The sequence below is a fragment of the Bradyrhizobium sp. SRL28 genome (assembly GCF_018596315.1).
Lineage (GTDB): Bacteria > Pseudomonadota > Alphaproteobacteria > Rhizobiales > Xanthobacteraceae > Bradyrhizobium.
Window position 1 is genome coordinate 177,788 of record NZ_JAHEAG010000004.1, and the last position, 25,055, is coordinate 202,842.

Sequence of the window (25,055 nt, forward strand, 5' to 3'; positions counted from 1 at the left end):
GGTCAGTCGCGCTTGCGCGACGCCTTTTCCTCGAGCCCGGACATCGACGTCCGCTGCGCCAGCGCGGCCTCGACCTCGTCGAGCTTGACGCCGCGCGCCTTCAACAGCACCAGCAGGTGAAACAGCAGGTCGGCGCTTTCGGCGATCAGGTGGTCCCGATCGTTCTCGACGGCCGCGATCACGGTCTCGACCGCCTCCTCGCCAAGTTTCTTGGCGCAGTGCTCCGCACCCTTGTCGAGCAGTTTACGGGTGTACGACGCCTCTCCTCCCGATGCGGCCCGTGCATCGATGGTGGCGGCCAGATCATGGATCGTGAAACGCGACATCAACCGAACTCAACACTCGCGCCCGGCCAAAGGCCGCGGCGCCGTCCCGATCAAGGACTTAGCACTTTTGTGACGGGGAGTCGTCAGGGATCGAGCCGCATCGGCAGCCCGGCGCGCACCATGTGCTCCTTGGCTTGGCGTATGGTAAATTCGCCGAAGTGGAATATCGAGGCCGCCAGCACCGCGGTGGCGTGGCCCTGGCGGATGCCGTCGACCAGGTGGTCGAGATTGCCGACACCGCCGGAGGCGATGACCGGTACGGGGACACTGTCGGCAATGGCCTGCGTCAGCGGCAGGTCGAAGCCCTGTCGGGTGCCGTCGCGGTCCATCGAGGTCAGCAGGATTTCGCCGGCGCCGAGCGACACCACTTCCTGCGCGTATTCGATGGCGTCGATCCCGGTGGAGTTGCGGCCGCCATGGGTGAAGATCTCCCAGCGCTCGCCGCCGCCGGCGCGCTTGACCCGCTTGGCGTCAATCGCGACCACGATGCACTGCTCGCCGAACTTTTCGGCGGCCTGCTTGACGAATTCGCGGTTAGAGACGGCGGCGGAATTGATCGAGACCTTGTCGGCGCCGTACCGCAGCAGCGTCTTGATGTCGTCGATGGTGCGGACCCCGCCGCCGACCGTCAGCGGCATGAAGCAGGCTTCCGCCGTGCGGCGGACGACATCCAGCATAGTGCCGCGATTCTCGTGGGTGGCGGTGATATCGAGGAAGCACAATTCGTCGGCGCCGGCGGCGTCATACGCAATCGCCGCTTCGACGGGATCGCCGGCATCGCGCAGATCGACGAAATTGACGCCCTTGACCACCCGGCCGTCTTTCACATCGAGACAGGGGATCACGCGGACTTTGAACATGTCGAAACTCCTAGGCCGCGGCGCGCGCGTTGCGGATCAGCGTCAGCGCGGCGGCGGGATCCAGCCGGCCGTCATAGAGCGCACGGCCGGCGATGGCGCCGGCGAGCTTTTTGGCGCGCGGCTGCAGCAGCGCCTTGACGTCCTCGATGGATGCGAAACCGCCGGAGGCGATGACGGGGATAGAGATGCGCTCGGCAAGCGCGATCGTCGCATCGAGGTTGAGGCCCTTCAGCAGGCCGTCGCGCGCGATGTCGGTGAAGATGATGGCGGCGACGCCGGCATCTTCGAAGCGTTTTGCGATTTCGAGCGCGGTCACCTGCGAGGTCTCGGCCCAGCCCTCGACGGCGACCTTGCCGTCGCGCGCGTCGAGACCGACCGCGACACGGCCGGGAAATTTCCTCGCGGCGCTCTTCACCAGCTCGGGATCGCGCACCGCGGCGGTGCCGATGATGACGCGGGCGATGCCCTTGTCGAGCCAGGCTTCCACGGTCTTGAGATCGCGGATGCCGCCGCCGAGCTGCACCGGCATGGTGACGGCCTTGAGCATCGCCTCGACGGCATGCGCATTCATCGGCTTGCCGGCAAAGGCGCCGTCGAGATCGACGACATGCAGATACTCAAACCCCTGCTCGGCGAAGGACCGCGCCTGCGCGGCGGGATCGAGGTTGAACACGGTCGCGCGCGCCATGTCGCCCTGTTCGAGGCGCACGCACTGGCCGTTTTTCAGGTCGACGGCGGGAAAGAGAATCACGGCTTCCACTTCAGGAAATTCGAGATCAGGGCCAGGCCGAACCGCTGGCTCTTCTCGGGGTGAAACTGCGTGCCGATCGCGGTGTCCTTGCCCACGATCGCCGTCACCGGCCCGCCGTAGTCGGCGCGCGCCAGCACATCGGCCTCATTGGTGGCATTGAGATGATAGGAGTGCACGAAATAGGCATGGCGCCCCTTCGGCCCGAGCGACAGCCGCTCCAGCACCGGGTGCTCGCGGATCATGTCGAGCGTGTTCCAGCCCATGTGCGGAATTTTCAGATTCTCCTCGCGCGGCGCGATCTTCTCGACGTCGCCTTCGATCCAGTTGAAGCCCTCGGTTACGACATGCTCCTTGCCGCGCGTGGCCATCAGCTGCATGCCGACGCAGATGCCGAAGAACGGCCGCGCCTTGACGCGCACCGCTTCCGTCATCGCTTCCAGCATGCCGTTCACCGCATCGAGCCCCCTGCGGCAATCGGCGAAGGCGCCGACGCCGGGCAGCACGATGCGGTCGGCGCGGTACACGGCTTCCGGATCGCGCGTCACGATCACCTTCTGCGGATCTTCCATACTCCGCGAGGCCAGCTCGAAGGCCTTCGCCGCCGAGTGAAGATTGCCGGAGCCGTAATCGACGATCGCAACGGTCATCGCGGCCCTCCCGGTTCCGGAAACAGGCCGATGATCCCGCCCTGCGGCAATGGCGGCGGCGGTTTGGAGAACGGCTGGCCGGGAATGTTGCGGGTCGGCGGCGGTCCGCCGCGATCGGTCGCATATTGATCGTTGGTAAGCCCGCGCTGCCGACCGGTCCAGCGCTCGAAGAATCGGCGTTCGGCAGATTCCTCGTCGTCGGCCACCACGACATCGAGCTGGCGCCATTTGCGCCGCGACAGGGTCCAGCGCCGCAGGCTGGCCGCTTCGAAGCCCATCAGGATGGCAATCAGGGCGTCAACGGTGAAAATCGTGCCGCGGCTGGCGCCCAGCACCGACATCCCGAACTGGATGGCGATCATCACAACGATCCAGCCGATCAGCGCCAGCCACAGCCGATGCCACAACAGCCAGATCACGCTCGCGACCGCGGCCCAGAAATGGAAGCCGTCACGGACAAAGACGAACTTGTCGGTCGCCGCGAGATCAGCGCCGTTGGCTACGGGAGCATGCACTGTGTAGACCGGCATCGAACCTCTCCGCCGCGAACGAAAAACGCAAACAAGAAAATCAGCCGCCGAGCTGACCCTTGGTGGAAGGTACTTCGCCTGCCGCACGCGGATCGATCGCGACCGCGGCGCGAAGCGCCCTCGCCAGACCCTTGAAACAGGATTCGGCGATATGATGGCTGTTCTCGCCATATAAGGTCTCGACGTGCAAAGTCACGCCGGCGTTGATGGTGAAGGCGTTGAACCATTCGCGCACCAGTTCGGTGTCGAACTGTCCGACCTTGTCGCGCGGAAAATCGACCTTGAACACCAGCACCGGCCGGCCCGAAATGTCGATCACGACGCGCGACAGCGTCTCGTCCATCGGCATGTGGATCGAGGCATAGCGGGTGATGCCGGCCATGGTGCCTAGCGCCTGCTTCACGGCCTGCCCCAGCGCGATGCCGACGTCCTCGGTGGTATGGTGATGGTCGACATGGAGGTCGCCATCGGCCTTGACCGTGATGTCGATGCGGGAATGCCGGGCCAGCAGGTCGAGCATATGGTCGAAAAAGCCGATACCGGTCGAAACCTTGGACACGCCCGTGCCATCGAGGTTTACCGCAACCTCGATGTCGGTTTCCTTGGTCTTGCGCTTGATGGACGCTGTGCGCATGAAAACTACTTCCCTTTGGCCGCCTGGGGCCGAAAACGCGGCCCTTTTAACAGGCGGATGTCACCTTCGCTACTGCGGGATGACGCTTTTGGCGGCTGAACTTCGGCCTATGGTGACCGGAATCCCGGCTCGTTCTGTTCTGACGCGTTTTCTTTACGCGAACCGGTCCCCACTTCGCTCGAAAACGCTACGGATGCCGCGATTGTAACCCTCCCCGCCAGCCCCTAAATCTGATCGGAACGAGGGCAATTCATGCAAGCATCTGAAAACAACCTGCCGATCTGGCACGGCACCACGATTTTGACGGTCCGCAAGGGCGGCAAGGTGGTGATCGGCGGCGACGGCCAGGTCTCGATCGGCCAGACCGTCATCAAGGCCAACGCCAAAAAGGTCCGCAAAATCGGCAAGGGCGACGTGATCGGCGGCTTCGCCGGGGCCACGGCCGACGCCTTCACCCTGTTCGAGCGGCTGGAAAGCAAGCTGGAGCAGTATCCGGGGCAGTTGACCCGCGCGGCGGTCGAACTGGCCAAGGACTGGCGGACCGACCGCTATCTGCGCCGGCTGGAGGCGATGATGATCGTCGCCGACAAGGACGTCTCGCTGGTCCTGACCGGCACCGGCGACGTGCTGGAGCCGGAATCGGGCGTAATGGCGATCGGCTCCGGGGGCAATTACGCCCTGGCGGCCGCCCGGGCGCTGGTCGATACCGACAAGGATGCCGAGACCATCGTGCGCCGCGCGCTCGATATCGCCGCCGACATCTGCGTCTATACCAACCGCAACGTCACGATCGAAACGCTCTGAAGGAGCTGCCGGTCATGGCGCCGGACTACGTCTTCCGCCCGATGACATCTACAGATCTGCCGCTGGTCCGGCGCTGGCTGGCGGAGGCGCATGTCGTGCAATGGTGGGGCGATCCGTCCGAGCAATATGATCTCGTCAGTGGCGATCTCGATGAGCCCGCGATGGACCAGTTCATCGTCTCGGCAGGAGGCAGCGATTTTGCCTATCTGCAGTGCTACGACCTGACCGCGTGGAATTCGGGATTTGGCGAACATCCGCGCGGCACCCGCGGCATCGACCAGTTCATCGGCGAGCCCGACATGATCCAACGCGGCCTTGGTTCGGCGTTCATCCGCGCCTTCGTCGACGAGCGCCTGCGGAATGGCGCGCCGCGCATTGTCACCGATCCCGACCCGGCCAATGCCCGGGCCGTTCGCGCCTACGAGAAGGCGGGTTTTGAAAAAGCTGGTATGGTCGACACGCCTGATGGGCCCGCTCTACTGATGGTGCGCAACGCATGACCTCTACCAGCAACATCGAAAAAGCTCCGGTTACCCGCGCGCTTTCGACCTGGCATTGGTTCGCAATCGCCGCCGGCATCCTCGCACTTCAGGCCGCCATCCTGTACGCGATGGGCCGTCTGCCGATCTGCGCCTGCGGCTATGTCAAACTCTGGCATGGCGTGGTGCTGAGCTCGGAGAATTCGCAGCACATCGCCGACTGGTACACGCTGTCGCATATCCTGCACGGCTTCCTGTTCTACGGCGCCGCGTTCCTCGCCTTCCCCCGCCTCGCCTGGCAGGGCCGCCTGATCCTCGCCATGCTGGTCGAAGGCGGCTGGGAACTGGTCGAGAATTCCGACTGGATTATCGACCGCTACCGCGCCGGCACGATCTCGCTGGATTATTTCGGCGACACCATCGTCAACTCGATCGCCGATATGTTCGCCATGATCGGCGGCTTCCTGCTGGCGAAAAGGCTTCCGGTCGCCATCACTGTGGCGCTTGCACTTCTGTTCGAGCTCGTGCTGGCGCTTCACATTCGCGACAATCTGACGCTCAACATCATCATGCTGATTCATCCCTTCGAGGCGATCAAGGCTTGGCAAGGCGGGCCACCGATCATTTGAGTTGCCCTCGTCTACGGCTTGCTCTCGCAACATTGGAGACCTACCTAGGAAACATGACCGACTTTTCTCCCCGTGAAATCGTCTCCGAACTCGACCGCTTCATCGTCGGCCAGGCCGATGCCAAGCGCGCCGTATCGATCGCGCTGCGCAACCGCTGGCGGCGGCTGCAGCTCACCGGCAACCTGCGCGAAGAGGTGCTGCCAAAGAACATCCTAATGATCGGGCCGACCGGCGTCGGCAAGACCGAGATCGCGCGGCGGCTGGCGAAGCTTGCCAACGCGCCCTTCATCAAGGTCGAAGCCACCAAGTTTACCGAGGTCGGCTATGTCGGCCGCGACGTCGAGCAGATCATCCGCGATCTCGTCGAGGTCGCGATCGTCCAGGTGCGCGAGCGCAAGCGCAAGGACGTGCAGGCTCGCGCGCAGCAGGCCGCCGAAGAACGCGTGCTGGATGCGCTGGTCGGACCGGCGTCGAGCCCCGCCACCCGCGATTCCTTCCGCAAGAAGTTGCGCGCCGGCGAGCTCAACGACAAGGAAATCGAGATCGAGACGCAATCCTCCGGCGGCATGCCGATGTTCGAAATCCCGGGCATGCCCGGCGCACAGATGGGCGCGATTTCGATCGGCGATATCTTCGGAAAGATGGGCGGACGAACCAAGACCCGCCGCCTGACGGTCGAAAGCTCGCACGAGATTCTGGTCAACGAGGAATCCGACAAGCTGCTGGACAGCGATCAGCTGGTACTGGAAGCGATCAGCGCGGTCGAAAATAACGGCATCGTGTTCCTCGACGAGATCGACAAGATCTGCGTGCGCGACGGCCGTACTGGCGGCGACGTCTCGCGCGAAGGCGTGCAGCGCGATTTGCTGCCGCTGATCGAAGGCACTACGGTCTCGACCAAGCACGGCGCGGTCAAGACCGACCACGTCCTGTTCATCGCGTCCGGCGCGTTCCATATCGCAAAACCCTCGGATCTGTTGCCGGAATTGCAGGGGCGCCTGCCGATCCGCGTCGAGCTGGAAGCGCTGACGCGCGACGACATGCGCCGCATCCTGACCGAGCCGGAGGCGTCGCTGATCAAGCAATATGTCGCGCTGATGCAGACCGAAGGCGTGACGCTCGACATCACCGACGGCGCCATCGACGCGCTGGCCGACATCGCGGTCGCCGTCAATTCGACGGTGGAAAATATCGGCGCGCGGCGCCTGCAGACGGTGATGGAGCGCGTGCTCGACGAGATATCCTTTGCCGCGCCGGACCGTCATGGCGAGACCATCAAGGTCGATGCCGATTACGTGCAGAAGCACATCGGCGATCTCGCCAAGAACGCCGATTTGAGCCGGTTTATTCTGTAACCGTCATCCTCCGCATCCGTCGTCCCTGCCTGGTGCGCAATTGCGCACGGGCGCAGGGACCCACAACCACAAATGTTCATTGTGTGCTCTCGCTGGGACCGCTATCCCGTCTGTAACGCCGGCCTGTGGTTATGGGTTCCGGCTCGCGCTATCGCTTGGCCGGGACGACGATGAATCTGAACTTACGGGTGTGGGAAAACCCCTGGCGCTTGATGCTTGCTGTCAATGCCGCCGTCATGATCGGGGTTTTCTGGCACAAGCTCACGCTGTCACCCTACGTTCCCTACCTTCATCTGCTGGTCGACTATCATTTCGGCTTCACCAAACGCGCGCTGATTGGCGCGATCGTATCGCTGTTCACCGACAAGGTGCCGGTGTGGCTGGTGTTCGCGCTCGGCAGCGCAGTGTGGCTGGTCACCGCGGCCTTGTTCGTCCGGTTGTTCCGGCAGACGTTCGGATTCAACCGCGAACAGATGCCGCTATTCGTACTGATGGCGGGCTCGCCGTTCTTTCTGAAGAATTTCCTGCACACGCTGGGGCATTTCGACATCTACGGCTGCGCAGTTGCGATTTGCCTGTTGCTGGCGCCGGCGGGCTCGGTCGCCTTTGTCCTATGTGCAGCGCTTGCGTCGATGGTGCTGATCCTGATTCATCACATCCACTTCCTGATGTACGTGCCGACGATCGCGGTTATCGTGGTGCTGCGGTATTATCTCTTGCAGGGTGTGACGCTCCGAAATGCGATCGCAGGCACCGCCGCGGCGTTCGCCGTTGGTCTCCTGTTCTTGGTCACGCAGATCAACGGAACACTCGTCGTGCCGGCGTCCGAGTTCGTGGCCCATGTTCAGAGCCGCATGGCCGACCCCTTGCAAGAAAGTCTGGTGCGCCACACCCATGCCTTTTCCTACATCTGGTATCAGCCGCTTTCCCAGGAAATCCGCGATACTTGGGATCGCATGCCGTCCAACCTCCTAGGGGTCCCCGTGTTTGCGCTGCTAATCTGGCTGCATGCGCCGCTATGGCGGTATTTCGACAATTCGATCCAACTGCTCGCGTCAGATCGCCACCGACGCATCATTATCGCCTCACTCATCCTCGTGACCGCTGCGTATCTCGTGATGTTCGCAATGATATTCGATTATTCCAGGTGGATCTCGAATTGGGCGGTGTGCCTGTTTCTGATCCTGCACGCCGTGAAAACGCTGCCGGCTTTCAAGGACGCGCCACCGATATCAGCGGACGATCGGAAGAACGTTGCGTTCGGCTGGTTCGTGACGCTGATCCCGCGTGTCGGAATCGTACGGCCGTTTTAAGCTCGCGCCCGCCGCACCCGCACGTACAAGGCGCCCTCGCCGCCATGGCCGATATGGGCTTCCTCGAAGCCGACCACCAGCGAGCGGAATTCCGGCAGGCCGAGCCATTGCGGCACCTGGCGGCGCAACACGCCGCGCTCGGACTCGGCGCCCACCTTGCCCTTGCCGGTGATGATAAGCACGAAGGTCAGCCCGTCATGATGGGCCCGCTGCAGGAAGCCGAACAGCGCGCGATGCGCCCTCGTCTGCGTCATGCCATGCAGGTCGAGCCGGGCGTCGATCTCCTTCCGGCCGCGCGACAGATGCGACCGCTCGCGGCGGCCGATCGGCGCCAGCGGCGGCGGCTCCGGTTTTGAGGGAGCAGCGATTCGTTGCGGCGCGGCAGGCCTCGGCGAAGCGGCGGGTTTCGGCGCGACTTTGTTATCGGCTTCCGCCGAGGCGACCGACGGTTTCGAGGCCCGCCGCTTGCGCAACGGCTTGACCTGTTTGGCGACGCTCTCCCACAACGCGCGCTCCTCCTCGCTCAGGCCGCGCTTGCGTCGCGGCGGCTCCGGCAATTCGGGAATCAAGCTCGACGGCCGGCGTTTCATCGAAGATGGCGATAGCGGCGGAGGTGACGCTGATGCGGCTTTGCGGAAACAGCTTCAACCCTTGGCCGCGGCTCGGGAAGCGGCACCGGCTTCGCCACGGCAGCCTGGACCGCCGGGGCTTGCGAAGGCACCGCTGCTGGCGTCGGCGGTGCTGCCTGAGTCGCGGGCCTCGTGTTGGTCGCCGCGGTCACCTCGGGCGGCTTCGCAGCATTCGTCTGCTCCCTGGACGGATCTTTCGACGGCGCGGTTTGCGGGAACAGTTTTGCGATCGTCGCCGACGGTCGCTCATCGGGCACCGGCATCTTGCGGCCGTGCGCCACCGGATCGAGGCTCTTCGGCACCAGGATAACGAAGCGCGCATTGTGGCGGAGGCGGCCGGCAACCTTGCCGGCTTCGGGACCGGCGCCGAAATAAAGATCGGCGCGCGCGGGTCCGACGATGGCGGAGCCGGTGTCCTGCCCAATCATCAGGCGGCGAAACGGCGTCTTCGACAGTTCCGATTCGATCGGCAACTCGCCTTCGATGAAGAACGGCGTGCCGTAGACATGCAGTGCTTTGTCGACCGCGATCGAGCGGCCCGGAGTCAACGGCACGCCCTGGGCACCAACCGCCTCGTCCTTGTCGGAAAGCTGCACCTCGCGGAAAAAGACGTAGGATTTGTTCTGCCGCCGAAGCTCGTCGGCCTCATTGGGATTCTGCTCCATCCACTCCCGGATCTTCTGCATCGACATCTGATCCTTGGGGATGATGTTGCGCTCGATCAGGATGCGGCCGACCGCTGTATAGGGATAGCCATTATGGGCGTCGTAATTGATGCGAACGGTCGAGCCGTCGTCGAGACTGACCCGCGCCGAACCCTGGATCTGCGAGAACAGCAGGTCGGTCTGCTCCTTCAGCCAGCAGATTTCGAGTCCGCGGCCAGCAATCGCACCGTCCTCGATCTCGGCGCGATCGTAATAGGGCACCAGCTTGCGGCGGCCGATCTTGCGGAACACCTGGCCCTTGTTGGGCAAACCGGCCGAGCTTTGGGTGGTGCCGCGGACGAACAGATTGGACGGCCGGCGATAGACCGGCACCTTGTAGACCTCGTTCTCCGTCTTTGAGCCGTCGACGATGGGCTCGTAATAGCCGGTGACAAAGCCCTCGCCTTCGCCAAGCCGGGAAATACGCAAGGGGAGAAAATGCTCCTCGAAGAAAGCTTTTGCCTTCAGGCCATCCGACAGTTCCAGGCCTTTCGCGATGTGGCAGGGCTCGCGCAGCGAGGTCCCGAGCGCCTTCGGATCGGCGGGCGGTGTTCGCTGCGCCGCTATCGGTCTGCAGCTCACTCGAAATGCCTTGTAGGCGGCGAGATGATCGTCTTCGTTCCAGCCCGAGATCCCGGACCAGGCAACCGGCGCATACTGGCCGCCGTTAATCTGAAACGGGAATTCGAGCTGTGGATATGGCAGGTGACGGACGGGCGGCGGATGCGCAGGTTTTTGCGAACGCGCATGACGTGTCGCGAGGGCATCCACCGGCGCCAGCGCGCACGCCAAAGCGATCACGCCAAACGCGAGCCTCGCAAGGCGTCGCGCGTCAGGCCGCGCTTCCGGTGCCAACCAGCTTCCAGTTCGGATCGCGAGAGCTCGTGTCGCGGGCGAATGTCCAGACATCGGTGATATCGGCGACCTTGTCGGGGTTGCCATCGACAATGGCGCCGGTCTTGTCGCGGGTGACCGAGATCATCTGCGACACGAAACGAACGGTCAGTTGCGCCGCGCGGTCGCGGGCTTCCGCGCTCACCAGCTCGGCCTTGTCGATCGAAACAAACCGCGTTTCGGTCTTCTGCTCGTGCTTCTCGCGATCCTTGATCACGGTCTCGAAGCTCTCATAGACCTCGCTGGACAACAGATCCTTCAGCGCGCGGCGGTCGCCATTGGCGAAAGCCAGCACGATCATCTCATAGGCGCCGCGGGCGCCGGAGAGGAAATGCCGGGGATCGAACGAGGAGTCCTGGGCGACAATCGCATCGAGGCCTTGCGCGAGCGGCGTGCCCGGCTCGGTAATGCCTTTCCAGCGGTCGGCCGGTGCCACATCCGCGGTCGGCGCCAGCGGCGCCTGATCGATTACCGCACCCGGCATCGGAACGACATTGTTGTTGTCCTGCGCTCGCTGCACGACGTTGGGCGCGGCGCGATCGTAGGGCGGCCGTTCGTTTCCGGTGCGCTGTCCGAGGACGCTGCGCAGGCGCAGGAAGATAAAGACCGCCAGCGCCAGGAAGATGATGGTGTAAATATCCACGTCGTATTCGCTTTCTGGTTCTAACGCCGGCAACGGGCCCGGCGGTCGAGCGTTCCCTGATGAGAAGCTCTCTACGAGTTTTCCCTGAGAACGGCAGAGATTACATCATCGATTGAGACTGCAGCATGTAGGCATGAAACTACGCCCGGCCAATGGCGCGTTTTGGCGCAAGTGAATTGTAGCGCGTTTTGGGGGCGAGGGGAAACCCGATCGTGTCCGGAAATCACGCACATTCAATAATTTAGGATGCGTATTGGACGGCCGGTGGGGCCGTATTAGGCATATCTGCCACATTTCGCCGAGGATACAGTCGGTCCGCCCGTCGTCCTTGTGGAACGAGGCGGGGCTATGATAGCCACTCGCCCGGAAAAGGCATCCCGCCCATCGAGCGAATTCAGACGAAAACGGGCTCCGCTCGCCAGCTTCAGGAGAGAGTTTCATGACCAACGGCAACGGCGCACCTCCCGAACAGGCCCCTCCCCAGCTCAACGTGCTGGCCCAGTACACCAAGGATCTGTCGTTCGAAAATCCGAACGCCCCCTCCTCCCTGGCGCCGCAGCAGCAACAGCCGGCCATCAACATTCAAATCAACGTTTCCGCGAATAACCTCTCGGAAAACGAGTTCGAAGTGACGCTTTCGATCGAAGGCAAGGCTGAAAACGCCGGCAAGGTGATGTTCAGCTTCGAGCTGGCTTATGCCGGCGTGTTCCGCATCGTCAATGTGCCCCAGGAAAACCTGCATCCGCTGGTCATGATCGAATGCCCGCGGCTGTTGTTCCCGTTCGCGCGCGAAATCATCGCGACCGCGGTGCGCGACGGCGGCTTCCCGCCCCTGATGCTCGATCCCGTCGATTTCGTCGGCCTGTACCGCCAGAACATGGAACGGCAGGCTGCGGCGCAGGCCGCTTCGGGCGCGAAGCCGAGCTAAGCCGAGCTAAGCCGAATTTAAGCAGCCCAGCGGCCAAACGCCGCTAGGCCGCCCCGAGAAAATCATTCCAGATCGGCTTGTCGCCCAAGGTGGCGATGAAGGCCCGATGCGCGTCGCGGTCCGCCTCGCTGATTCGCGGCGCCAGCGGCACCTCGCGCAGCCGGCGCGGCGTTTCGCCAAATCCGTTGCTGACGGTGACGCGGGTTTCCGACGCCAGGATCAGTTGCGACTGCCGCGCCCCGATCAGGTCGATATAGACTTCGGCCAATAGCTCGGCGTCGAGCAGCGCGCCGTGCTTGGTGCGGCGGGAATTATCGATCGCATAGCGCGAGCAGAGATCGTCCAGCCGGTTCGACACGCCCGGATGCTTGCGACGCGCCAGCAACAACGTATCGACCAGCCGATCGCGCAAAATCGGCTGCCGCTTGATGCGGTCGAGCTCGGCATTGATGAAGCTGACGTCGAACGAGGCGTTGTGGATGACGAGCGGCGCGTCGCCGATGAATTCCAGGAACTCCTCGACCACTTCCGTGAACAGCGGCTTGCTGGAAAGGAACTCGCTGGACAGGCCATGCACGGCAAACGCTTCCGCCGGCATGTCGCGCTCGGGATTGATGTAGCGGTGGAAGGTCTGCCCCGTCGGCATACGGTTGTAGATCTCGATGCAGCCGATCTCGACCAGCCGGTCGCCGCGCAGCGGGTCGAGGCCAGTGGTTTCGGTATCGAGAACGATTTCGCGCATGGAGGTTGTGAGACCGGAGGTTAGGCGAATCAGGCTCGCCGCTGCGGCATCTTAACGACCTCGGCTAGAATGTCGCGGATTGCCGCGCGCACCGGGTCCAATCCATGCGATGTATCCACCACGAAATCCGCGCGCTTGCGCTTTTCGGCATCGGGCAATTGCCGCGCCAAAATGCCGTCGAGCGCCTCTGATGTCATGTTGCCGCGCGCGAGAATTCGCTCGCGCTGGGTCGCCGGATCGGTAGAGACCACGACGACGGCATCGACGCGTTTCTCGCCGCCGGTTTCGAACAGCAGCGGGATATCCATCACCACCACCGGCGCGCCGGAACGTTCGGCTTCGTCGAGGAATTTCCGGCGGGAGGCGCCGAGCATCGGATGAACGATCTGCTCGAGCTGTTTGATCGCGGCCTGATCATGCACCACCTTGGCGGACAGCTTTGCGCGATCGACCTTGCCATCGACGGTCGTGCCGGGAAATGCCGCCTCGATCGCGGGCGCCGCTTCGCCTTCATAGATTTTGTGAACGGCGGCATCGGCGTCATAAACCGGAACGCCTGCCTCAGTGAACAGCTTTGCGGTGGTGGATTTTCCCATCCCGATCGAGCCGGTCAGTCCGAGTATCCGCATCAGATCGCCGTTTCCATTCTAGACATTGAGCAGGCCCTCGCCGCGCAGGAACGCCAGCAACGGCAACAGCGGTAGGCCGAGGATCGTAAAATGGTCGCCATCGATGCGTTCGAACAGATGCACGCCTAGCCCTTCGAGCTGATAGGCGCCGACGCTGGTCGTGACCGCCTGCCCGGCCTGATCCAGATAGGCCTCGATCTCGCTTTCGTCCAAACGCCGCATCGTCATTCTGGCAACGACGACATCGGAAAACACTATCTTGCCGTCGCGGGCAACCGCAACGGCGGAGTGCAGTTCGTGCGTATGGCCGGCAAGCAGGCGCAATTGCTCTGCGGCCTGCGCGCGGCCGGACGGCTTGCTGAACAGGCGGTTTCCCAAAGCCAGCGTCTGATCGGCGCCGATGACATAGCGGCCGGGATTTTTTGACGATACGAAGCACGCCTTCTCGCGCGCCAGCAGGCCCGCGATTTCACCCGGCGCGGAAAGACCGGAATTCTTCTGCACGGATCGTTCGTCGATATCGGCGGGAACGGCCTCGAAGGAAATGCCGGCATTCGCAAGCAACATCTGACGCGCGCGGCTTTGCGAGGCCAGGATCAGCGGCTCTTTTCCGCGCCAGATCGTCATCGTATCCGCTTCATTCCGGAAGCCGCTGCCGCTGGCGATCGGTGAACAGTTTCAGCACGGCCGCGGCAGTTTCCTCGATTGAGCGGCGCGTCACATCGAGCTGCGCCCAACTGAATTTGGCACTCAGTTTCCGGGCGTAGGCGACTTCATCGGTCACCGCCTGACGATCGATGTACTCATCGTTGGGAGTATCGGCGCCCATGCTCAGCAGCCGGTTTTGCCGGACCTGGATCAACCGCTCCGGCGTCGCATGAAGGCTGACGACCAACGGCTTTTTCAACGTCTCCAGCTGGTGCGGCAGCGGAATGCCTGGCACCAGCGGCACGTTCGCGGTCCGGACGCCGCGGTTGGCAAGATAGATCGAGGTCGGCGTCTTCGATGTGCGCGACACGCCGACCAGAACCACGTCGGCATCTTCCAGACCTTCGACGTGCTGGCCGTCGTCATGGATCATGGTGTAGTTCAAGGCGTCGATGCGCTTGAAATATTCCGCATTCAGAACGTGCTGGGCGCCCACCCTCCCCGTCGTCGCCGCGCCGAGATAGGCCTCGAACATTTGCATCACCGGGCCAATAATTGACAGGCTCGGGATGTTGATATCCCTGCACTTGGCCTCCAGCCGACCGACCAGATCCTTTTCTAAGAGCGTGAAGAGCACGATGCCCGGCGCCTCCTCGATCTCGTCGAGCACGCGGTCGAGCTGCTTCTGGCTGCGCACCAGCGGATAGACGTGTTCGACCGCGGTCACATTGGCGTATTGCGCGGCGACCGCGCGCGCCACCGTGATCAGCGTCTCGCCGGTCGAGTCGGAGACCAGATGAAGATGAAAATAATTGCCGGTCGTGGGCACCAGAACCCCTGTGTATCCTGTGAATCCCTGTGGAGCTTAACCAAGATATTTGGCCCTGGGTCGTCAGGTCAGGGATAACCCGGACATTTCTTCACAGGGCCCCGCGAGAGGACAAGTCCGCCGGCTCATCGCCATGATAGTGGGAAGCTGTGGATTTGTCTCTTCATAAGCTGGCCACGAAACGGCGCAAGCAATTGATGCGCGTGGCGTTATCAGGATGACGCAATGTCCGGCCGAAATTGGGGACGACTGTGAACAAGCCTCGCAAACATTAGGGATCGTTTTGTGTGAGTCATAATCACCGTCACTTAGACTCAAACCTAAGATTCTAAAATTATTAGTTTAGAGAAGCGGTGCTTTGCGGATATGTCTTGCGTCCCACGTTGGCAGCGCTTCTTTGCAACGTCGGGATAATCGGAACGTTCCAGAGACGAGCAAGGCCTGGCGACTGCAATGTACGAGTGGATCACGATCACGGCGTATCCGTGGATCAAGGCGCTGCACGTGATTGCGGTCATCTCCTGGATGGCCGGCATGCTCTATCTGCCGCGGCTGTTCGTCTATCACTGCGAGGCCGAGGTCGGATCGAAGCAGTCCGAGACCTTCAAGGTGATGGAATGGCGATTGCTGAAGGCGATCATCAATCCGGCGATGATCATCACCTGGCTGGCCGGGCTTTACCTGGCCTGGAGCGGGCACTGGTACACGTCCGGCTGGTTTCACGCCAAACTGACGCTGGTACTCATCCTGTCGGGTGTCCACGGCTTTTTTTCGCGGCTGGTCAAGGATTTCGCCGCCGACCGGAATACCAGAAGCCATAAATTCTATCGTATTATCAATGAGGTACCTACCGTCCTGATGATTTTCATCGTCATCCTGGTGATCGTGAAGCCGTTCTAGGCCTGAGCTTTCCACGACGATCCGGTTTTCCACCTGCTTGCGAAGCGCCGGGCGATTTTCTATATTGTCGAAATCCCACCCCACGCAGGCGGATGTGGTTGCGTTCCGGCTCCTTCATTGGACCGGCCGCCGCATCAGGTTTGAAGCCTCACCGGCGCTTTCCTTGCTTAGACCTGCGGACCTTCCATTTTTCGTGTCCGCTATTTCTTCAAGCCACCTCGCACCCCTTCCTTAAAAAAACACTCCACAGGACCACCCCAATGCGGGAAATGAAACTCCAGGACCTCAAATCGAAAACGCCGGCCGAGCTTGTCTCGTTCGCGGAAGAGAACGGGGTCGAAAATGCCAGCACCATGCGCAAGCAGGAGCTGATGTTCGCGATTCTCAAGCAGCTCGCGATCCAAGAAATCGACATTATCGGCGAAGGCGTCGTTGAGGTTCTCTCCGACGGCTTCGGCTTTCTGCGCTCGCCCGACGCCAACTACCTGCCCGGCCCCGACGACATCTACGTCTCGCCCTCGCAGATCCGCCGCTTCGGCCTTCGCACCGGCGACACCATCGAAGGCCACATCCGCAGCCCGAAAGAAGGCGAACGCTATTTTGCGCTGCTGAAGGTCAACACCCTCAATTTCGAGGATCCGGAAAAGTCCAAGCACAAGGTCAATTTCGACAATCTGACCCCGCTGTTTCCGGACCAGCGCTTCCGCCTCGAGCTCGAGGACCCGACGCGAAAAGACCTTTCTGCAAGGGTGATCGACATCGTCGCTCCGATCGGCAAAGGCCAGCGCGCTCTGATCGTGGCGCCGCCGCGCACCGGCAAGACGGTGCTGATGCAGAACATCGCGCACTCGATCACCGCCAATCATCCGGAATGCTATCTGATCGTTCTCTTGATCGACGAACGTCCGGAAGAAGTCACGGACATGCAGCGTTCGGTGAAGGGCGAGGTGGTGTCGTCCACGTTCGACGAACCGGCGGTGCGTCACGTCCAGGTCGCCGAGATGGTGATCGAGAAAGCCAAGCGGCTCGTCGAGCATGGCCGCGATGTGGTGATCCTCTTGGACTCGATCACGCGTCTGGGCCGCGCCTACAACACTGTGGTGCCGTCATCCGGCAAGGTGCTGACCGGCGGCGTCGACGCCAACGCGCTGCAGCGGCCGAAACGATTCTTCGGCGCCGCGCGCAACATCGAGGAGGGCGGTTCGCTCACGATCATCGCGACCGCGCTGGTCGATACCGGCAGCCGAATGGACGAAGTCATCTTCGAAGAATTCAAGGGCACCGGTAACTCCGAACTGATCCTCGATCGCAAGGTCTCGGACAAGCGGACCTTCCCGGCGATCGACATCTCGCGCTCCGGCACCCGCAAGGAAGAGCTGATCACCGATCCGCAGCTCCTGAAGAAAATGTATGTGCTGCGCCGGATCCTCAACCCGATGGGCACGATGGATGCCATCGACTTCCTGCTCGACAAGCTCCGCAACACCAAGAACAACTCGGAGTTCTTCGACTCCATGAATACCTGAGCCGAGAGGCCGGGTTGGGAAGAGGGCGCCTCGTGGAAGCGGGGCGCCTTTTTCATGTTGCGATCGTCGCTGCAATGGGAATGCAGCATCGGGAAATCGGCCTTAGTGATTGGTTAACCATTTAAGGTATTGAATTTTATACTACTTATTAGGTCTGGGTGTCGGGGGGAGGGTGCTCCTCCGGATTTTGCAGCATTTTTGCGGCAGCTGTCCGCGGTAGACCCGCGGTAGACCCGCGGTATCGCCTGCGTGTTGCCCCGAACCGAATCGCGTTGCCTTTTCAAAACCTCCCGCACAAATAGGCCATGCATCCGCGGGATCAGACCATCTTTGCATTATCGTCGGGCCGGCCACCGAGCGCGATCGCCTTGGTGCGGGTCTCGGGTTCGCAGGCCGGGAAGATCGTAACATCGCTTGCCGGCAAATTGCCGTCGCCGCGAATAGCCGCCCGTGCGCTGCTTAGGGATGTCGGCCAGCGGCCGATCGACGATGCGGTGGTGTTGTGGTTTCCGGGACCGGCCAGCGCGACCGGGGAAGACGTCGCGGAATTTCACGTCCATGGCGGGCGCGCGGTGCTGGCTACTTTGTTCGCGGCGCTGTCCGCATTCGAAGATCTTCGCCCGGCCGAGCCCGGCGAGTTTACCCGACGCGCTTTCGAGAACGGCAAGCTCGATCTGACGGAGGCCGAAGGTCTCGACGATCTCATCCATGCCGACACCGATAGGCAGCGGCGCCAGGCACTGCGCCAATTGAAGGGACTGCTTGGCGACAGAGCGCGCGATTGGCGCGCGCGGATCATTGAAGCGTCTGCGTTGATCGAGGCCGGGATTGATTTTTCGGACGAGGACGACGTGCCGGCGGAATTGATCGCGCCGGCGATGACGAAGGTCAAAGCGCTGCTGGCCGAGATCGAGGAAGTCTTGGCGGGGCAGGGGCGGAGCGAACGGCTTCGCGATGGTCTTGTCGTCGCGATCGCCGGCCCGCCGAATGTCGGCAAGTCGACGCTGATGAATCAGCTCGCGCGTCGCGAGGTCGCGATCGTATCGCCACACGCCGGCACCACGCGCGATGTCATCGAGGTGCAGCTCGATCTCGACGGTTATCCGGTGACGGTGATCGACACCGCAGGCATTCGGGAGACCGATGATCCGGTGGAGCAGGAGGGTGTACGGCGCGCCCGGGCCCGGGCGGCGGATGCGGATCTCGTGCTGTGGCTTTCCGACTTGCCGCAGATGGCGATCGATCACGATGGGGCCACTCCAATTTGGGAAGTGCGAAACAAGATCGATCTCGAAGAGGCGGGTCGGCCATTGGCCGAGGCCGAGACACCGAAGCAAGGAAGCTTCCAGATATCGGCGAGCCGCGGCGATGGCGTACCGGAGCTGATCGCGGCATTGGTCGGTTTTGCCCAGCGCTACTTTGGCGGCACCGAGGGCGGACTGATCAGCCGGACCCGGCAACGGAAACTGTTGCAGGAGACGGCGGCTTCGCTACAGCGCTGTATCGCGGTGATCGGGCAGGGCGAGGAGCTGGCAGCGGAAGAACTCCGGACGGCGGCGCATTCGCTGGGAAGGTTGCTCGGGCGGGTGGATGTCGAAGACATTCTCGACGTCATCTTCCGGGAGTTCTGCGTAGGTAAGTGAAGTTTCCTTACCTTTTGCTAACCATGTTTCACGTGAACATGGGCCCCGGCGGAACCCGTGTTTCACGTGAAACACTTTCCTCAAACTTCTGCTTTCGGGTCCAACGACTCCGGGATAGAAGTCCCGCATGCTTTCCCAAGCGGACTCTTTCGACGTCATCGTCATCGGCGGCGGCCATGCCGGCTGCGAGGCCGCGAGTGCCGCTGCGCGAATGGGCGCCAAGACTGCCCTGGTGACTCACCGTTTTGCTACCGTTGGAGCCATGTCCTGTAACCCCGCCATCGGTGGTCTCGGCAAAGGCCATCTGGTCCGTGAGGTCGATGCCCTGGACGGCCTAATGGGTCGGGTGGCCGACGCCGGAGGGATTCAGTTCCGAATGCTCAACCGCCGCAAGGGTCCGGCGGTCCGCGGACCTCGGGCCCAAGCGGACCGTAAGCTCTACGCCGCCGCTATGCAGACGGCGATCCAGGAGACCGCCAATCTCTGTGTGATCGAGGGCGAGGCGGATGAGCTGATTGTCTCGAACGGTCGCGTCACCGGAGTTCGCTTGGGCCATGGCCGTGAGTTGAGTGCCGGTGCCGTGGTCATCACCACCGGGACCTTCCTGCGGGGCCTGATCCACTTGGGCGAGAAAAACTGGCCGGCCGGCCGGGTCGGGGAGGCGCCGGCAATGGGGCTTTCGGCCTCGTTCGAAAGGGTTGGTTTTACACTCGGACGTTTGAAGACCGGCACGCCGCCGCGTCTCGATGGGATGACCATCGACTGGTCTGCCGTCGAAATGCAGCCCGGCGACGATCCGCCGGAGCCGTTCTCCGTCATGACCGACCGGATCACGACGCCGCAGATCCAGTGCGGGATCACGCGGACGACGCCGGCGACCCATGAAGTCATCCGAGCCAACGTGCATCGTTCGCCGATGTATTCGGGTCAGATCAAGAGCAGCGGTCCGCGCTATTGTCCTTCGATCGAGGACAAGATCGTCCGGTTCGGCGATCGCGATGGCCACCAGATCTTTCTGGAGCCCGAAGGGCTCGACGACTCTACGGTCTATCCCAACGGCATTTCGACCTCGCTGCCGGAAGAGGTTCAACTCGCGATCCTCGCGACCATTCCCGGACTTGAGCGGGTGAAGATGGTCCGGCCGGGCTATGCCATCGAATACGACCATGTTGATCCTCGCGAACTCGAGCCGACGCTGCAGACCAAGCGCTTGCCCGGTCTCTTCCTGGCCGGACAGATCAACGGCACGACGGGATATGAGGAAGCGGCGGCTCAGGGAATAGTCGCGGGCCTGAACGCCGCGCTGGCGGCCGGTGGGACTGATCCAATCGTGTTCGACCGTGCCGATGGCTATCTCGGGGTGATGATCGACGACCTCGTGACCCGTGGGATCACTGAGCCGTACCGGATGTTTACGTCACGCGCCGAGTACCGTCTGACCTTGCGGGCTGACAATGCCGACCAGCGGCTGACCGACAAGGGGATAGCGTTGGGCTGCGTCGGACAGGCGCGCGCTCGGCGCCATCGCGACAAGATGGCCGCCTTGGAGACCGCGAAGTCGCTGGCCAAGTCGCTGGCGATCACACCCAACGAGGCGGCCAAGCATGGCTTGGTGTTGAACCGGGATGGCCATCGGCGGTCAGCCTTTGAGCTGCTGGCCTATCCGGAGATCGAATGGACTGCGCTGCGGGGCATCTGGCCGGAGCTCTCGGCCATCGATCCGACCATCGCCGTGCATCTTGAGATCGACGCCAAATACGATGTCTATCTCAAGCGCCAGACCGCCGACGTCGATGCCTTCAGGCGGGACGAGGGCTTGGTCCTGACCGATATCGACTACGCCGATGTGCCCGGACTCTCCAACGAGGCGCGGTCCAAGCTAGAGGCGGCGCGGCCGCGGACGGTGGGGCAGGCGGGCAGGCTCGATGGTTTGACGCCGGCGGCGCTGGGCATCCTGGCTGCGTATCTCCGAAGGGAAGCGCGGCGGAAGACGGCGAAGGCGACGGCTTAAGAATCTGTTTCACGTGAAACATTGATGTAGGATGGGTGGAGCGAAGCGATACCCATCGATGCCTGCACGCCTTGGCTGATGGGTATCGCTTCGCTCCACCCATCCTACGATTGCCCCAAAGAGACATCCAGCGAGACCGCCCGATGGCGAAAGTCGCCACCCGAGACTCCTCTCCAATCTTGCCCTCCGATAAATCGGCAGCCCTCGCCCTCACCCCTGTTTCGCGCGAGACGGAGGCGCGGCTCGATCGCTATGTCGGTCTCCTCGTCGAGTGGCAGGCAAAAACAAATCTCGTCGCACCATCGACGCTTCCGCATCTCTGGACGCGGCACATCTCCGATTCGCTGCAGCTGCTCGACCTGGCCCCGACGGCGAAGACCTGGGTCGATCTCGGCAGCGGTGGCGGCTTCCCTGGCGTGGTGTTGGCTTGCGCATTGGCAGAGACGCCGGGCGCCAACGTCCATCTGGTCGAGCGCAACGCCAAGAAAGCGGCCTTTCTGCGTGAGGCGGTCCGCGTAACTTCTGCGGTTGCGACCGTGCATTTGGCGGGAATCGGGGATAGTGTGGATAGAATCGGTAGTCGCGTCGATTGCGTCACTGCGCGGGCGCTGGCTCCATTACATCAGCTTGTCGGCTTCGCGGAGCCGTTTGTGAGTGGCGGCGCGAAAGCGCTGTTTCTCAAGGGCCAAGATGTAGAGGCTGAATTGACCGAAGCTACTAAATATTGGAATATTGAACCGCGACTCCATTCCAGCCGCACGGGCGGGCACGGCTGGATCGTCGAACTCGATCGGATCGAGCGGCGCAACCCCTCCGCGATCACACATGGCGATCGGGCATGAGCGAATTAGACGAGCTATATCAAGAAGATAGGGACCCCACTCCACCGCCCCATCCACGCATCCTGTCGCTGGCCAATCAAAAGGGCGGCGTCGGCAAGACCACCACAGCGATCAATCTGGGCACGGCACTCGCCGCGATTGGCGAGCGCGTGCTGATCGTCGATCTCGATCCGCAGGGCAATGCCTCTACCGGTCTCGGCATCGATCGCCGCAACCGGAACTGCTCGACCTACGACGTGCTGATCGGTGAAGCGCCGCTGCGCGACGCGGTGGTTGCCACCGCGGTGCCGCGGCTGCACATCGCCTCGTCGACGATGGATCTGTCGGGCCTCGAGCTTGAACTCGGCGCGACGCCCGGCCGCGCGTTCCGCCTGCGCGATGCGATCGCCGCGCTGAACAAGAACGCGGCGCCGGACACCGAGTACACCTATGTGCTGATCGATTGCCCGCCGTCGCTCAACCTTCTCACCGTCAACGCGATGGCGGCGTCGGATGCGATCCTGGTGCCGCTGCAGTGCGAGTTCTTCGCGCTCGAAGGTCTGTCGCAATTGCTGCAGACGGTGGAGCAGGTGCGTTCGACGCTCAACCCGAACCTGTCGATCCACGGCATCGTGCTGACCATGTTCGACTCGCGCAACAATCTGTCGAACCAGGTTGTCGCCGACGTCAGGCAGTTCATGGGCGGCAAGGTCTACGACACCATGATCCCGCGCAATGTGCGCATCTCCGAGGCGCCGTCTTACGGCAAGCCGGTGCTGGTCTACGATCTCAAATGCGTCGGCAGCGAAGCCTATCTGAAGCTGGCGACGGAAGTGATCCAGCGCGAGCGCGAGCTGAGGACGCATTAGTAAGAACGTAGGGTGGGCAAAAGGCGTCTTCGCCGTGCCCACCATCATCTGTCGCGAAAATCGGTGGGCACGCTTCGCTTTGCCCACCCTACAAGCAACCGATTTTGTTCCGGAGTGGCGTAAGTGAATCCTAGGGAGTTGGCGGCGATGGCCGACGAAACGCGTTCGCGACTGGGTCGTGGTCTCGCAAGTCTGATCGGGGATGTCGGCGGCGAGGCTGCGCATGTCGAACGGCCGCGCAACCAGCGCAAGGTGCCGATCGAATTTTTGAAGCCGAATCCGCGCAACCCGCGCCGGACTTTTTCCGATGCCGAACTCGGCGAACTCGCGGCCTCCGTCAGACAGCACGGCGTGATCCAGCCAATCGTGGTGCGGCCGGTGAAGGGCTCGCAGGATCGCTACGAGATCATCGCCGGCGAACGCCGCTGGCGCGCCGCACAACTCGCCAGCCTGCACGAGGTGCCGATCGTCCCCATCGAGGTCAGCGACAGCGACGCGCTCGAGATCATGATCATCGAGAACGTGCAGCGCGAAGACCTCAATGCGATGGAAGAGGCGCAAGGCTATCACGCGCTGGCCGACGAATTCAAACGCAGCCAGGAAGACATCGCCAAGGAAGTCGGCAAGAGCCGTAGCCACGTCGCCAACATGATGCGGCTGACGAAGCTGCCGGCGGAGGTGCAGGCGTTTATCTCCAACGGCCAATTGTCGGCGGGACACGCCCGCGCCCTGATCGGCGTGCCCGATCCTCTGGCCACGGCAAAACGCATTGTCGAGGAGGGCTTGAACGTACGCCAGACCGAGGCGCTGGCGCATGAGGAGGGCGTCCCGGAACGCAAGCCGCAGAAGGCGAGGGCGGGCGGCAGCGGCGGGAAGGTCAAGGATCCCGACACGATCGCGCTGGAAAAGCGTGTCAGCGATGCACTCGGTCTGGCCGTAACCGTCAACCACCGCGACCCCGGCGGCTCCGTCCAGATCAGCTACCGCAATCTCGAACAACTCGACGAGGTGATGCGGCGGCTGGCGAAGGGGAATTGAGGGGCGCGCACCTACTTTGCATGGGGTTGTTTTCGCGATTTTGTTTCCGACGCGCTCCGCGCACCGGCGCGATAGCCGTCTCGCGAAGGGGATCTGATCTTCTCCTAACCTCGCCCCGCTTGCGGGAGAGGTCGGATTGCGAAGCAATCCGGGTGAGGGGATACAGGTCTATCAACGATCGCCGACACCAGCGGAGGGGTGCCCCTCTCCCCGCAAGAGCGGGGGCGAGGGAGAAGAGTCACCCCCGCCGTTTCGCATTCGCGGCGATAGACAGCAGCGCGCGCTGCGCGATGGCAGAGGCCAGCGAGGCTTGTTTGCGCATGTCGAGTGCGGCGGTTCCGAGCTGATCGATGATGACGGCCAGCCGCGCCGCGCTGAAATTGCGCAGCGCGATTTCGACGGCGCCCTTGCGCGAGAAATGCAGGCGCGGATATCCGCTTTCGAGCAAGGTCGAGACGGGCGTACCTTCGGCCACCGCAAGCGCCGATTTGTGCAGCCATGCCGCCTGGCGCTGCGCGGCGGAGATGATGACGCCGGGATAGGTGCCAGCGACCATGGCTTTGGCAAATTCGCTTTCGACCAGGTCCGGCTTGCCGGCAAAGGCGCCATCCACGATCGGATCGAGTTTTAACTCGGACGCATCGGACACGACGGTCATGACATCGTCGAGCGCGATCTCGCCGTTGCCGTGGGAATAGAGCGCCAGCTTGCGAAGCTCGTTGCGGGAGGCCTGACGGTCGCCGCCGAGCAATGACATCAGCACGGCGCGAGCGTCAGCGGCGATGTGCAAATTGGAAGACCGCAATTCCTCGTCGATCAATCTGGCAAGGTCGCGCTCGGTATCGGGATAGCAGGCGATGGCGACCGCGGTCTTGGCGCGCTCGCAGGCCTTGCGCAGCGGAGATTCCGGCCGCAGCTCGCCGGCCTCGATCACGATGCGGCAATCCTTCACCGGCGAATCGGCTAGCGTGTCGACGCCGCTGGCAAAACTGCGGGAGCCGGCGCGCACGCGAATGGCGCGACGGCCGCCGAACATCGGGATCGTCATGGCCTCGTCGACCAGCCGCGACGGTTCGGCGGACAATTCGTCGCCGTCCAGCCGCACCAGGGAAAAGGGATCATTGGGATCGTCGACGGCCGACGCGATCAGCGCGTCGGCGCGCTCGCGAACGAGGCCGGCGTCCGGACCGTAAAGCAGGATGATGGGGCGGCCGGGATCGGGCCGGGCGAGAAAAGCGTCGATTTCTTTCCCGCGGAGCGCGACCAACGGAAT

27 protein-coding genes are annotated in these 25,055 nt (G+C 62.7%); 13 read left to right on the plus strand and 14 right to left on the minus strand.

The features are described 5' to 3' along the window. Positions 1–2: 2 nt before the first annotated feature. The 6 genes from KIP88_RS12335 to hisB all read right to left on the minus strand — a co-directional run bounded on the left by KIP88_RS12335 (position 3) and on the right by hisB (position 3,748). Entirely contained in the window at positions 3–326 is a 324-nt protein-coding gene (locus KIP88_RS12335; protein WP_214488182.1) for a phosphoribosyl-ATP diphosphatase, read from the minus strand. 83 nt (positions 327–409) lie between these two features. Further along, positions 410–1,186 (minus strand): imidazole glycerol phosphate synthase subunit HisF, encoded by a 777-nt coding sequence (gene hisF / locus KIP88_RS12340; RefSeq protein ID WP_108520051.1) that lies wholly within the window; start codon positions 1,184–1,186, stop codon positions 410–412. 10 nt (positions 1,187–1,196) lie between these two features. After that, the gene (hisA, locus tag KIP88_RS12345) at positions 1,197–1,937 is read right to left on the minus strand and encodes a 1-(5-phosphoribosyl)-5-[(5-phosphoribosylamino)methylideneamino]imidazole-4-carboxamide isomerase (RefSeq protein WP_214488183.1); all 741 of its coding nucleotides are present in this window, start codon (positions 1,935–1,937) and stop codon (positions 1,197–1,199) included. Beyond that, a complete protein-coding gene (hisH, locus tag KIP88_RS12350) occupies positions 1,934–2,584 on the minus strand; it encodes an imidazole glycerol phosphate synthase subunit HisH (protein WP_214488184.1) in 651 nt (216 codons plus the stop codon). Before hisH ends, hisA begins: the two co-directional genes overlap by 4 nt. Next, entirely contained in the window at positions 2,581–3,114 is a 534-nt protein-coding gene (locus tag KIP88_RS12355) for a DUF2628 domain-containing protein (protein WP_214488185.1), read from the minus strand. The genes hisH and KIP88_RS12355 overlap by 4 nt, the downstream gene beginning before the upstream one ends. Before the next feature lie 40 nt (positions 3,115–3,154). Beyond that, complete coding sequence (hisB, locus tag KIP88_RS12360) at positions 3,155–3,748, minus strand: imidazoleglycerol-phosphate dehydratase HisB (RefSeq protein WP_028348312.1); 594 nt, start codon at positions 3,746–3,748, stop codon at positions 3,155–3,157. A gap of 252 nt (positions 3,749–4,000) precedes the next feature. Here hisB and hslV point away from each other — a divergent pair, with 252 nt between their 5' ends. The 5 genes from hslV to KIP88_RS12385 all read left to right on the plus strand — a co-directional run bounded on the left by hslV (position 4,001) and on the right by KIP88_RS12385 (position 8,328). Then, positions 4,001–4,552: an ATP-dependent protease subunit HslV gene (hslV, locus tag KIP88_RS12365; protein WP_214488186.1), complete on the plus strand. Its 552-nt coding sequence runs from the start codon at positions 4,001–4,003 to the stop codon at positions 4,550–4,552. Between the two features lie 14 nt (positions 4,553–4,566). Continuing rightward, positions 4,567–5,052 (plus strand): GNAT family N-acetyltransferase, encoded by a 486-nt coding sequence (locus KIP88_RS12370; RefSeq protein WP_214488187.1) that lies wholly within the window; start codon positions 4,567–4,569, stop codon positions 5,050–5,052. Next, on the plus strand, positions 5,049–5,660 hold the full coding sequence (locus tag KIP88_RS12375) for a DUF2585 domain-containing protein (RefSeq protein WP_214488188.1): 612 nt from the start codon (positions 5,049–5,051) through the stop codon (positions 5,658–5,660). Before KIP88_RS12370 ends, KIP88_RS12375 begins: the two co-directional genes overlap by 4 nt. A gap of 53 nt (positions 5,661–5,713) precedes the next feature. Then, complete coding sequence (hslU, locus tag KIP88_RS12380; protein ID WP_214488189.1) at positions 5,714–7,015, plus strand: ATP-dependent protease ATPase subunit HslU; 1,302 nt, start codon at positions 5,714–5,716, stop codon at positions 7,013–7,015. Between the two features lie 176 nt (positions 7,016–7,191). Next, positions 7,192–8,328 (plus strand): hypothetical protein, encoded by a 1,137-nt coding sequence (locus tag KIP88_RS12385; RefSeq protein ID WP_214488420.1) that lies wholly within the window; start codon positions 7,192–7,194, stop codon positions 8,326–8,328. Here KIP88_RS12385 and KIP88_RS12390 read toward each other — a convergent pair. The 3 genes from KIP88_RS12390 to KIP88_RS12400 are packed head-to-tail and all read right to left on the minus strand — an operon-like array spanning position 8,325 to position 11,198. Then, positions 8,325–8,918: a Smr/MutS family protein gene (locus KIP88_RS12390; RefSeq protein WP_214488190.1), complete on the minus strand. Its 594-nt coding sequence runs from the start codon at positions 8,916–8,918 to the stop codon at positions 8,325–8,327. The two genes, KIP88_RS12385 and KIP88_RS12390, sit on opposite strands and share 4 nt — an antisense overlap. Next, positions 8,915–10,516 (minus strand): murein transglycosylase A, encoded by a 1,602-nt coding sequence (locus KIP88_RS12395; protein ID WP_374226458.1) that lies wholly within the window; start codon positions 10,514–10,516, stop codon positions 8,915–8,917. Before KIP88_RS12395 ends, KIP88_RS12390 begins: the two co-directional genes overlap by 4 nt. Next, complete coding sequence (locus tag KIP88_RS12400; RefSeq protein WP_214488192.1) at positions 10,494–11,198, minus strand: Tim44/TimA family putative adaptor protein; 705 nt, start codon at positions 11,196–11,198, stop codon at positions 10,494–10,496. The genes KIP88_RS12395 and KIP88_RS12400 overlap by 23 nt, the downstream gene beginning before the upstream one ends. A 439-nt stretch (positions 11,199–11,637) precedes the next feature. On the opposite strand from KIP88_RS12400, the gene secB reads away from it, so the two are divergent. Further along, positions 11,638–12,126 carry a protein-export chaperone SecB gene (gene secB / locus KIP88_RS12405; RefSeq protein WP_214488193.1) on the plus strand — a complete coding sequence of 163 codons (489 nt, stop codon included), beginning with the start codon at positions 11,638–11,640 and terminating at the stop codon, positions 12,124–12,126. Positions 12,127–12,169: 43 nt separating this feature from the next. Here secB and dnaQ read toward each other — a convergent pair whose 3' ends face one another. From dnaQ to KIP88_RS12425, 4 genes are read right to left on the minus strand one after another with little or no spacing between them, the layout of a single operon-like run. Beyond that, positions 12,170–12,868 carry a DNA polymerase III subunit epsilon gene (gene dnaQ, locus KIP88_RS12410; RefSeq protein ID WP_214488194.1) on the minus strand — a complete coding sequence of 233 codons (699 nt, stop codon included), beginning with the start codon at positions 12,866–12,868 and terminating at the stop codon, positions 12,170–12,172. Positions 12,869–12,897: 29 nt separating this feature from the next. Further along, positions 12,898–13,497 carry a dephospho-CoA kinase gene (gene coaE, locus KIP88_RS12415; protein ID WP_214488195.1) on the minus strand — a complete coding sequence of 200 codons (600 nt, stop codon included), beginning with the start codon at positions 13,495–13,497 and terminating at the stop codon, positions 12,898–12,900. Between the two features lie 18 nt (positions 13,498–13,515). After that, positions 13,516–14,124: a nucleoside triphosphate pyrophosphatase gene (locus KIP88_RS12420; RefSeq protein WP_214488196.1), complete on the minus strand. Its 609-nt coding sequence runs from the start codon at positions 14,122–14,124 to the stop codon at positions 13,516–13,518. Positions 14,125–14,134: 10 nt separating this feature from the next. Continuing rightward, positions 14,135–14,974: a pyruvate, water dikinase regulatory protein gene (locus KIP88_RS12425; protein ID WP_214488197.1), complete on the minus strand. Its 840-nt coding sequence runs from the start codon at positions 14,972–14,974 to the stop codon at positions 14,135–14,137. Positions 14,975–15,427: 453 nt separating this feature from the next. Between KIP88_RS12425 and hemJ the strand changes: the two genes are divergently transcribed. From hemJ to KIP88_RS12460, 7 genes are all read left to right on the plus strand, one after another. Next, a complete protein-coding gene (hemJ, locus tag KIP88_RS12430) occupies positions 15,428–15,874 on the plus strand; it encodes a protoporphyrinogen oxidase HemJ (RefSeq protein ID WP_214488198.1) in 447 nt (148 codons plus the stop codon). 260 nt (positions 15,875–16,134) lie between these two features. After that, complete coding sequence (gene rho / locus KIP88_RS12435) at positions 16,135–17,400, plus strand: transcription termination factor Rho (RefSeq protein WP_108520089.1); 1,266 nt, start codon at positions 16,135–16,137, stop codon at positions 17,398–17,400. A 305-nt stretch (positions 17,401–17,705) separates the two neighbouring features. Next, positions 17,706–19,043, plus strand: coding sequence for a tRNA uridine-5-carboxymethylaminomethyl(34) synthesis GTPase MnmE (mnmE, locus tag KIP88_RS12440; RefSeq protein WP_214488199.1), 1,338 nt, complete (start codon positions 17,706–17,708; stop codon positions 19,041–19,043). Between the two features lie 127 nt (positions 19,044–19,170). After that, positions 19,171–21,054: a tRNA uridine-5-carboxymethylaminomethyl(34) synthesis enzyme MnmG gene (mnmG, locus tag KIP88_RS12445; protein WP_214488200.1), complete on the plus strand. Its 1,884-nt coding sequence runs from the start codon at positions 19,171–19,173 to the stop codon at positions 21,052–21,054. Positions 21,055–21,197: 143 nt separating this feature from the next. Further along, positions 21,198–21,896 carry a 16S rRNA (guanine(527)-N(7))-methyltransferase RsmG gene (rsmG, locus tag KIP88_RS12450; RefSeq protein WP_214488201.1) on the plus strand — a complete coding sequence of 233 codons (699 nt, stop codon included), beginning with the start codon at positions 21,198–21,200 and terminating at the stop codon, positions 21,894–21,896. Then, positions 21,893–22,744 (plus strand): ParA family protein, encoded by an 852-nt coding sequence (locus KIP88_RS12455; protein WP_214488202.1) that lies wholly within the window; start codon positions 21,893–21,895, stop codon positions 22,742–22,744. The genes rsmG and KIP88_RS12455 overlap by 4 nt, the downstream gene beginning before the upstream one ends. 147 nt (positions 22,745–22,891) lie before the next feature. Next, positions 22,892–23,782 (plus strand): ParB/RepB/Spo0J family partition protein, encoded by an 891-nt coding sequence (locus KIP88_RS12460; protein WP_214488203.1) that lies wholly within the window; start codon positions 22,892–22,894, stop codon positions 23,780–23,782. A 238-nt stretch (positions 23,783–24,020) separates the two neighbouring features. Here the strand turns inward: KIP88_RS12460 and holA are convergent, their stop codons facing one another. Further along, on the minus strand, positions 24,021–25,049 hold the full coding sequence (gene holA / locus KIP88_RS12465) for a DNA polymerase III subunit delta (protein ID WP_214488204.1): 1,029 nt from the start codon (positions 25,047–25,049) through the stop codon (positions 24,021–24,023). Positions 25,050–25,055 lie beyond the last annotated feature (6 nt).

What these genes read in the sequence shown, in the direction of transcription:
- KIP88_RS12460 (WP_214488203.1), top strand. Translation starts at nt 22,892, where the DNA reads ATGGCCGACGAAACGCGTTCGCGACTGGGTCGTGGTCTCGCAAGTCTG.
- hisB (WP_028348312.1), bottom strand. Translation starts at nt 3,748, where the DNA reads ATGCGCACAGCGTCCATCAAGCGCAAGACCAAGGAAACCGACATCGAG.
- mnmG (WP_214488200.1), top strand. Translation starts at nt 19,171, where the DNA reads ATGCTTTCCCAAGCGGACTCTTTCGACGTCATCGTCATCGGCGGCGGC.
- dnaQ (WP_214488194.1), bottom strand. Translation starts at nt 12,868, where the DNA reads ATGCGCGAAATCGTTCTCGATACCGAAACCACTGGCCTCGACCCGCTG.
- coaE (WP_214488195.1), bottom strand. Translation starts at nt 13,497, where the DNA reads ATGCGGATACTCGGACTGACCGGCTCGATCGGGATGGGAAAATCCACC.
- KIP88_RS12355 (WP_214488185.1), bottom strand. Translation starts at nt 3,114, where the DNA reads ATGCCGGTCTACACAGTGCATGCTCCCGTAGCCAACGGCGCTGATCTC.
- hslU (WP_214488189.1), top strand. Translation starts at nt 5,714, where the DNA reads ATGACCGACTTTTCTCCCCGTGAAATCGTCTCCGAACTCGACCGCTTC.
- KIP88_RS12455 (WP_214488202.1), top strand. Translation starts at nt 21,893, where the DNA reads ATGAGCGAATTAGACGAGCTATATCAAGAAGATAGGGACCCCACTCCA.
- KIP88_RS12390 (WP_214488190.1), bottom strand. Translation starts at nt 8,918, where the DNA reads ATGAAACGCCGGCCGTCGAGCTTGATTCCCGAATTGCCGGAGCCGCCG.
- mnmE (WP_214488199.1), top strand. Translation starts at nt 17,706, where the DNA reads ATGCATCCGCGGGATCAGACCATCTTTGCATTATCGTCGGGCCGGCCA.
- KIP88_RS12420 (WP_214488196.1), bottom strand. Translation starts at nt 14,124, where the DNA reads ATGACGATCTGGCGCGGAAAAGAGCCGCTGATCCTGGCCTCGCAAAGC.
- rho (WP_108520089.1), top strand. Translation starts at nt 16,135, where the DNA reads ATGCGGGAAATGAAACTCCAGGACCTCAAATCGAAAACGCCGGCCGAG.
- rsmG (WP_214488201.1), top strand. Translation starts at nt 21,198, where the DNA reads ATGGCGAAAGTCGCCACCCGAGACTCCTCTCCAATCTTGCCCTCCGAT.
- hemJ (WP_214488198.1), top strand. Translation starts at nt 15,428, where the DNA reads ATGTACGAGTGGATCACGATCACGGCGTATCCGTGGATCAAGGCGCTG.
- KIP88_RS12375 (WP_214488188.1), top strand. Translation starts at nt 5,049, where the DNA reads ATGACCTCTACCAGCAACATCGAAAAAGCTCCGGTTACCCGCGCGCTT.
- hslV (WP_214488186.1), top strand. Translation starts at nt 4,001, where the DNA reads ATGCAAGCATCTGAAAACAACCTGCCGATCTGGCACGGCACCACGATT.
- hisF (WP_108520051.1), bottom strand. Translation starts at nt 1,186, where the DNA reads ATGTTCAAAGTCCGCGTGATCCCCTGTCTCGATGTGAAAGACGGCCGG.
- KIP88_RS12370 (WP_214488187.1), top strand. Translation starts at nt 4,567, where the DNA reads ATGGCGCCGGACTACGTCTTCCGCCCGATGACATCTACAGATCTGCCG.
- secB (WP_214488193.1), top strand. Translation starts at nt 11,638, where the DNA reads ATGACCAACGGCAACGGCGCACCTCCCGAACAGGCCCCTCCCCAGCTC.
- KIP88_RS12335 (WP_214488182.1), bottom strand. Translation starts at nt 326, where the DNA reads ATGTCGCGTTTCACGATCCATGATCTGGCCGCCACCATCGATGCACGG.
- hisH (WP_214488184.1), bottom strand. Translation starts at nt 2,584, where the DNA reads ATGACCGTTGCGATCGTCGATTACGGCTCCGGCAATCTTCACTCGGCG.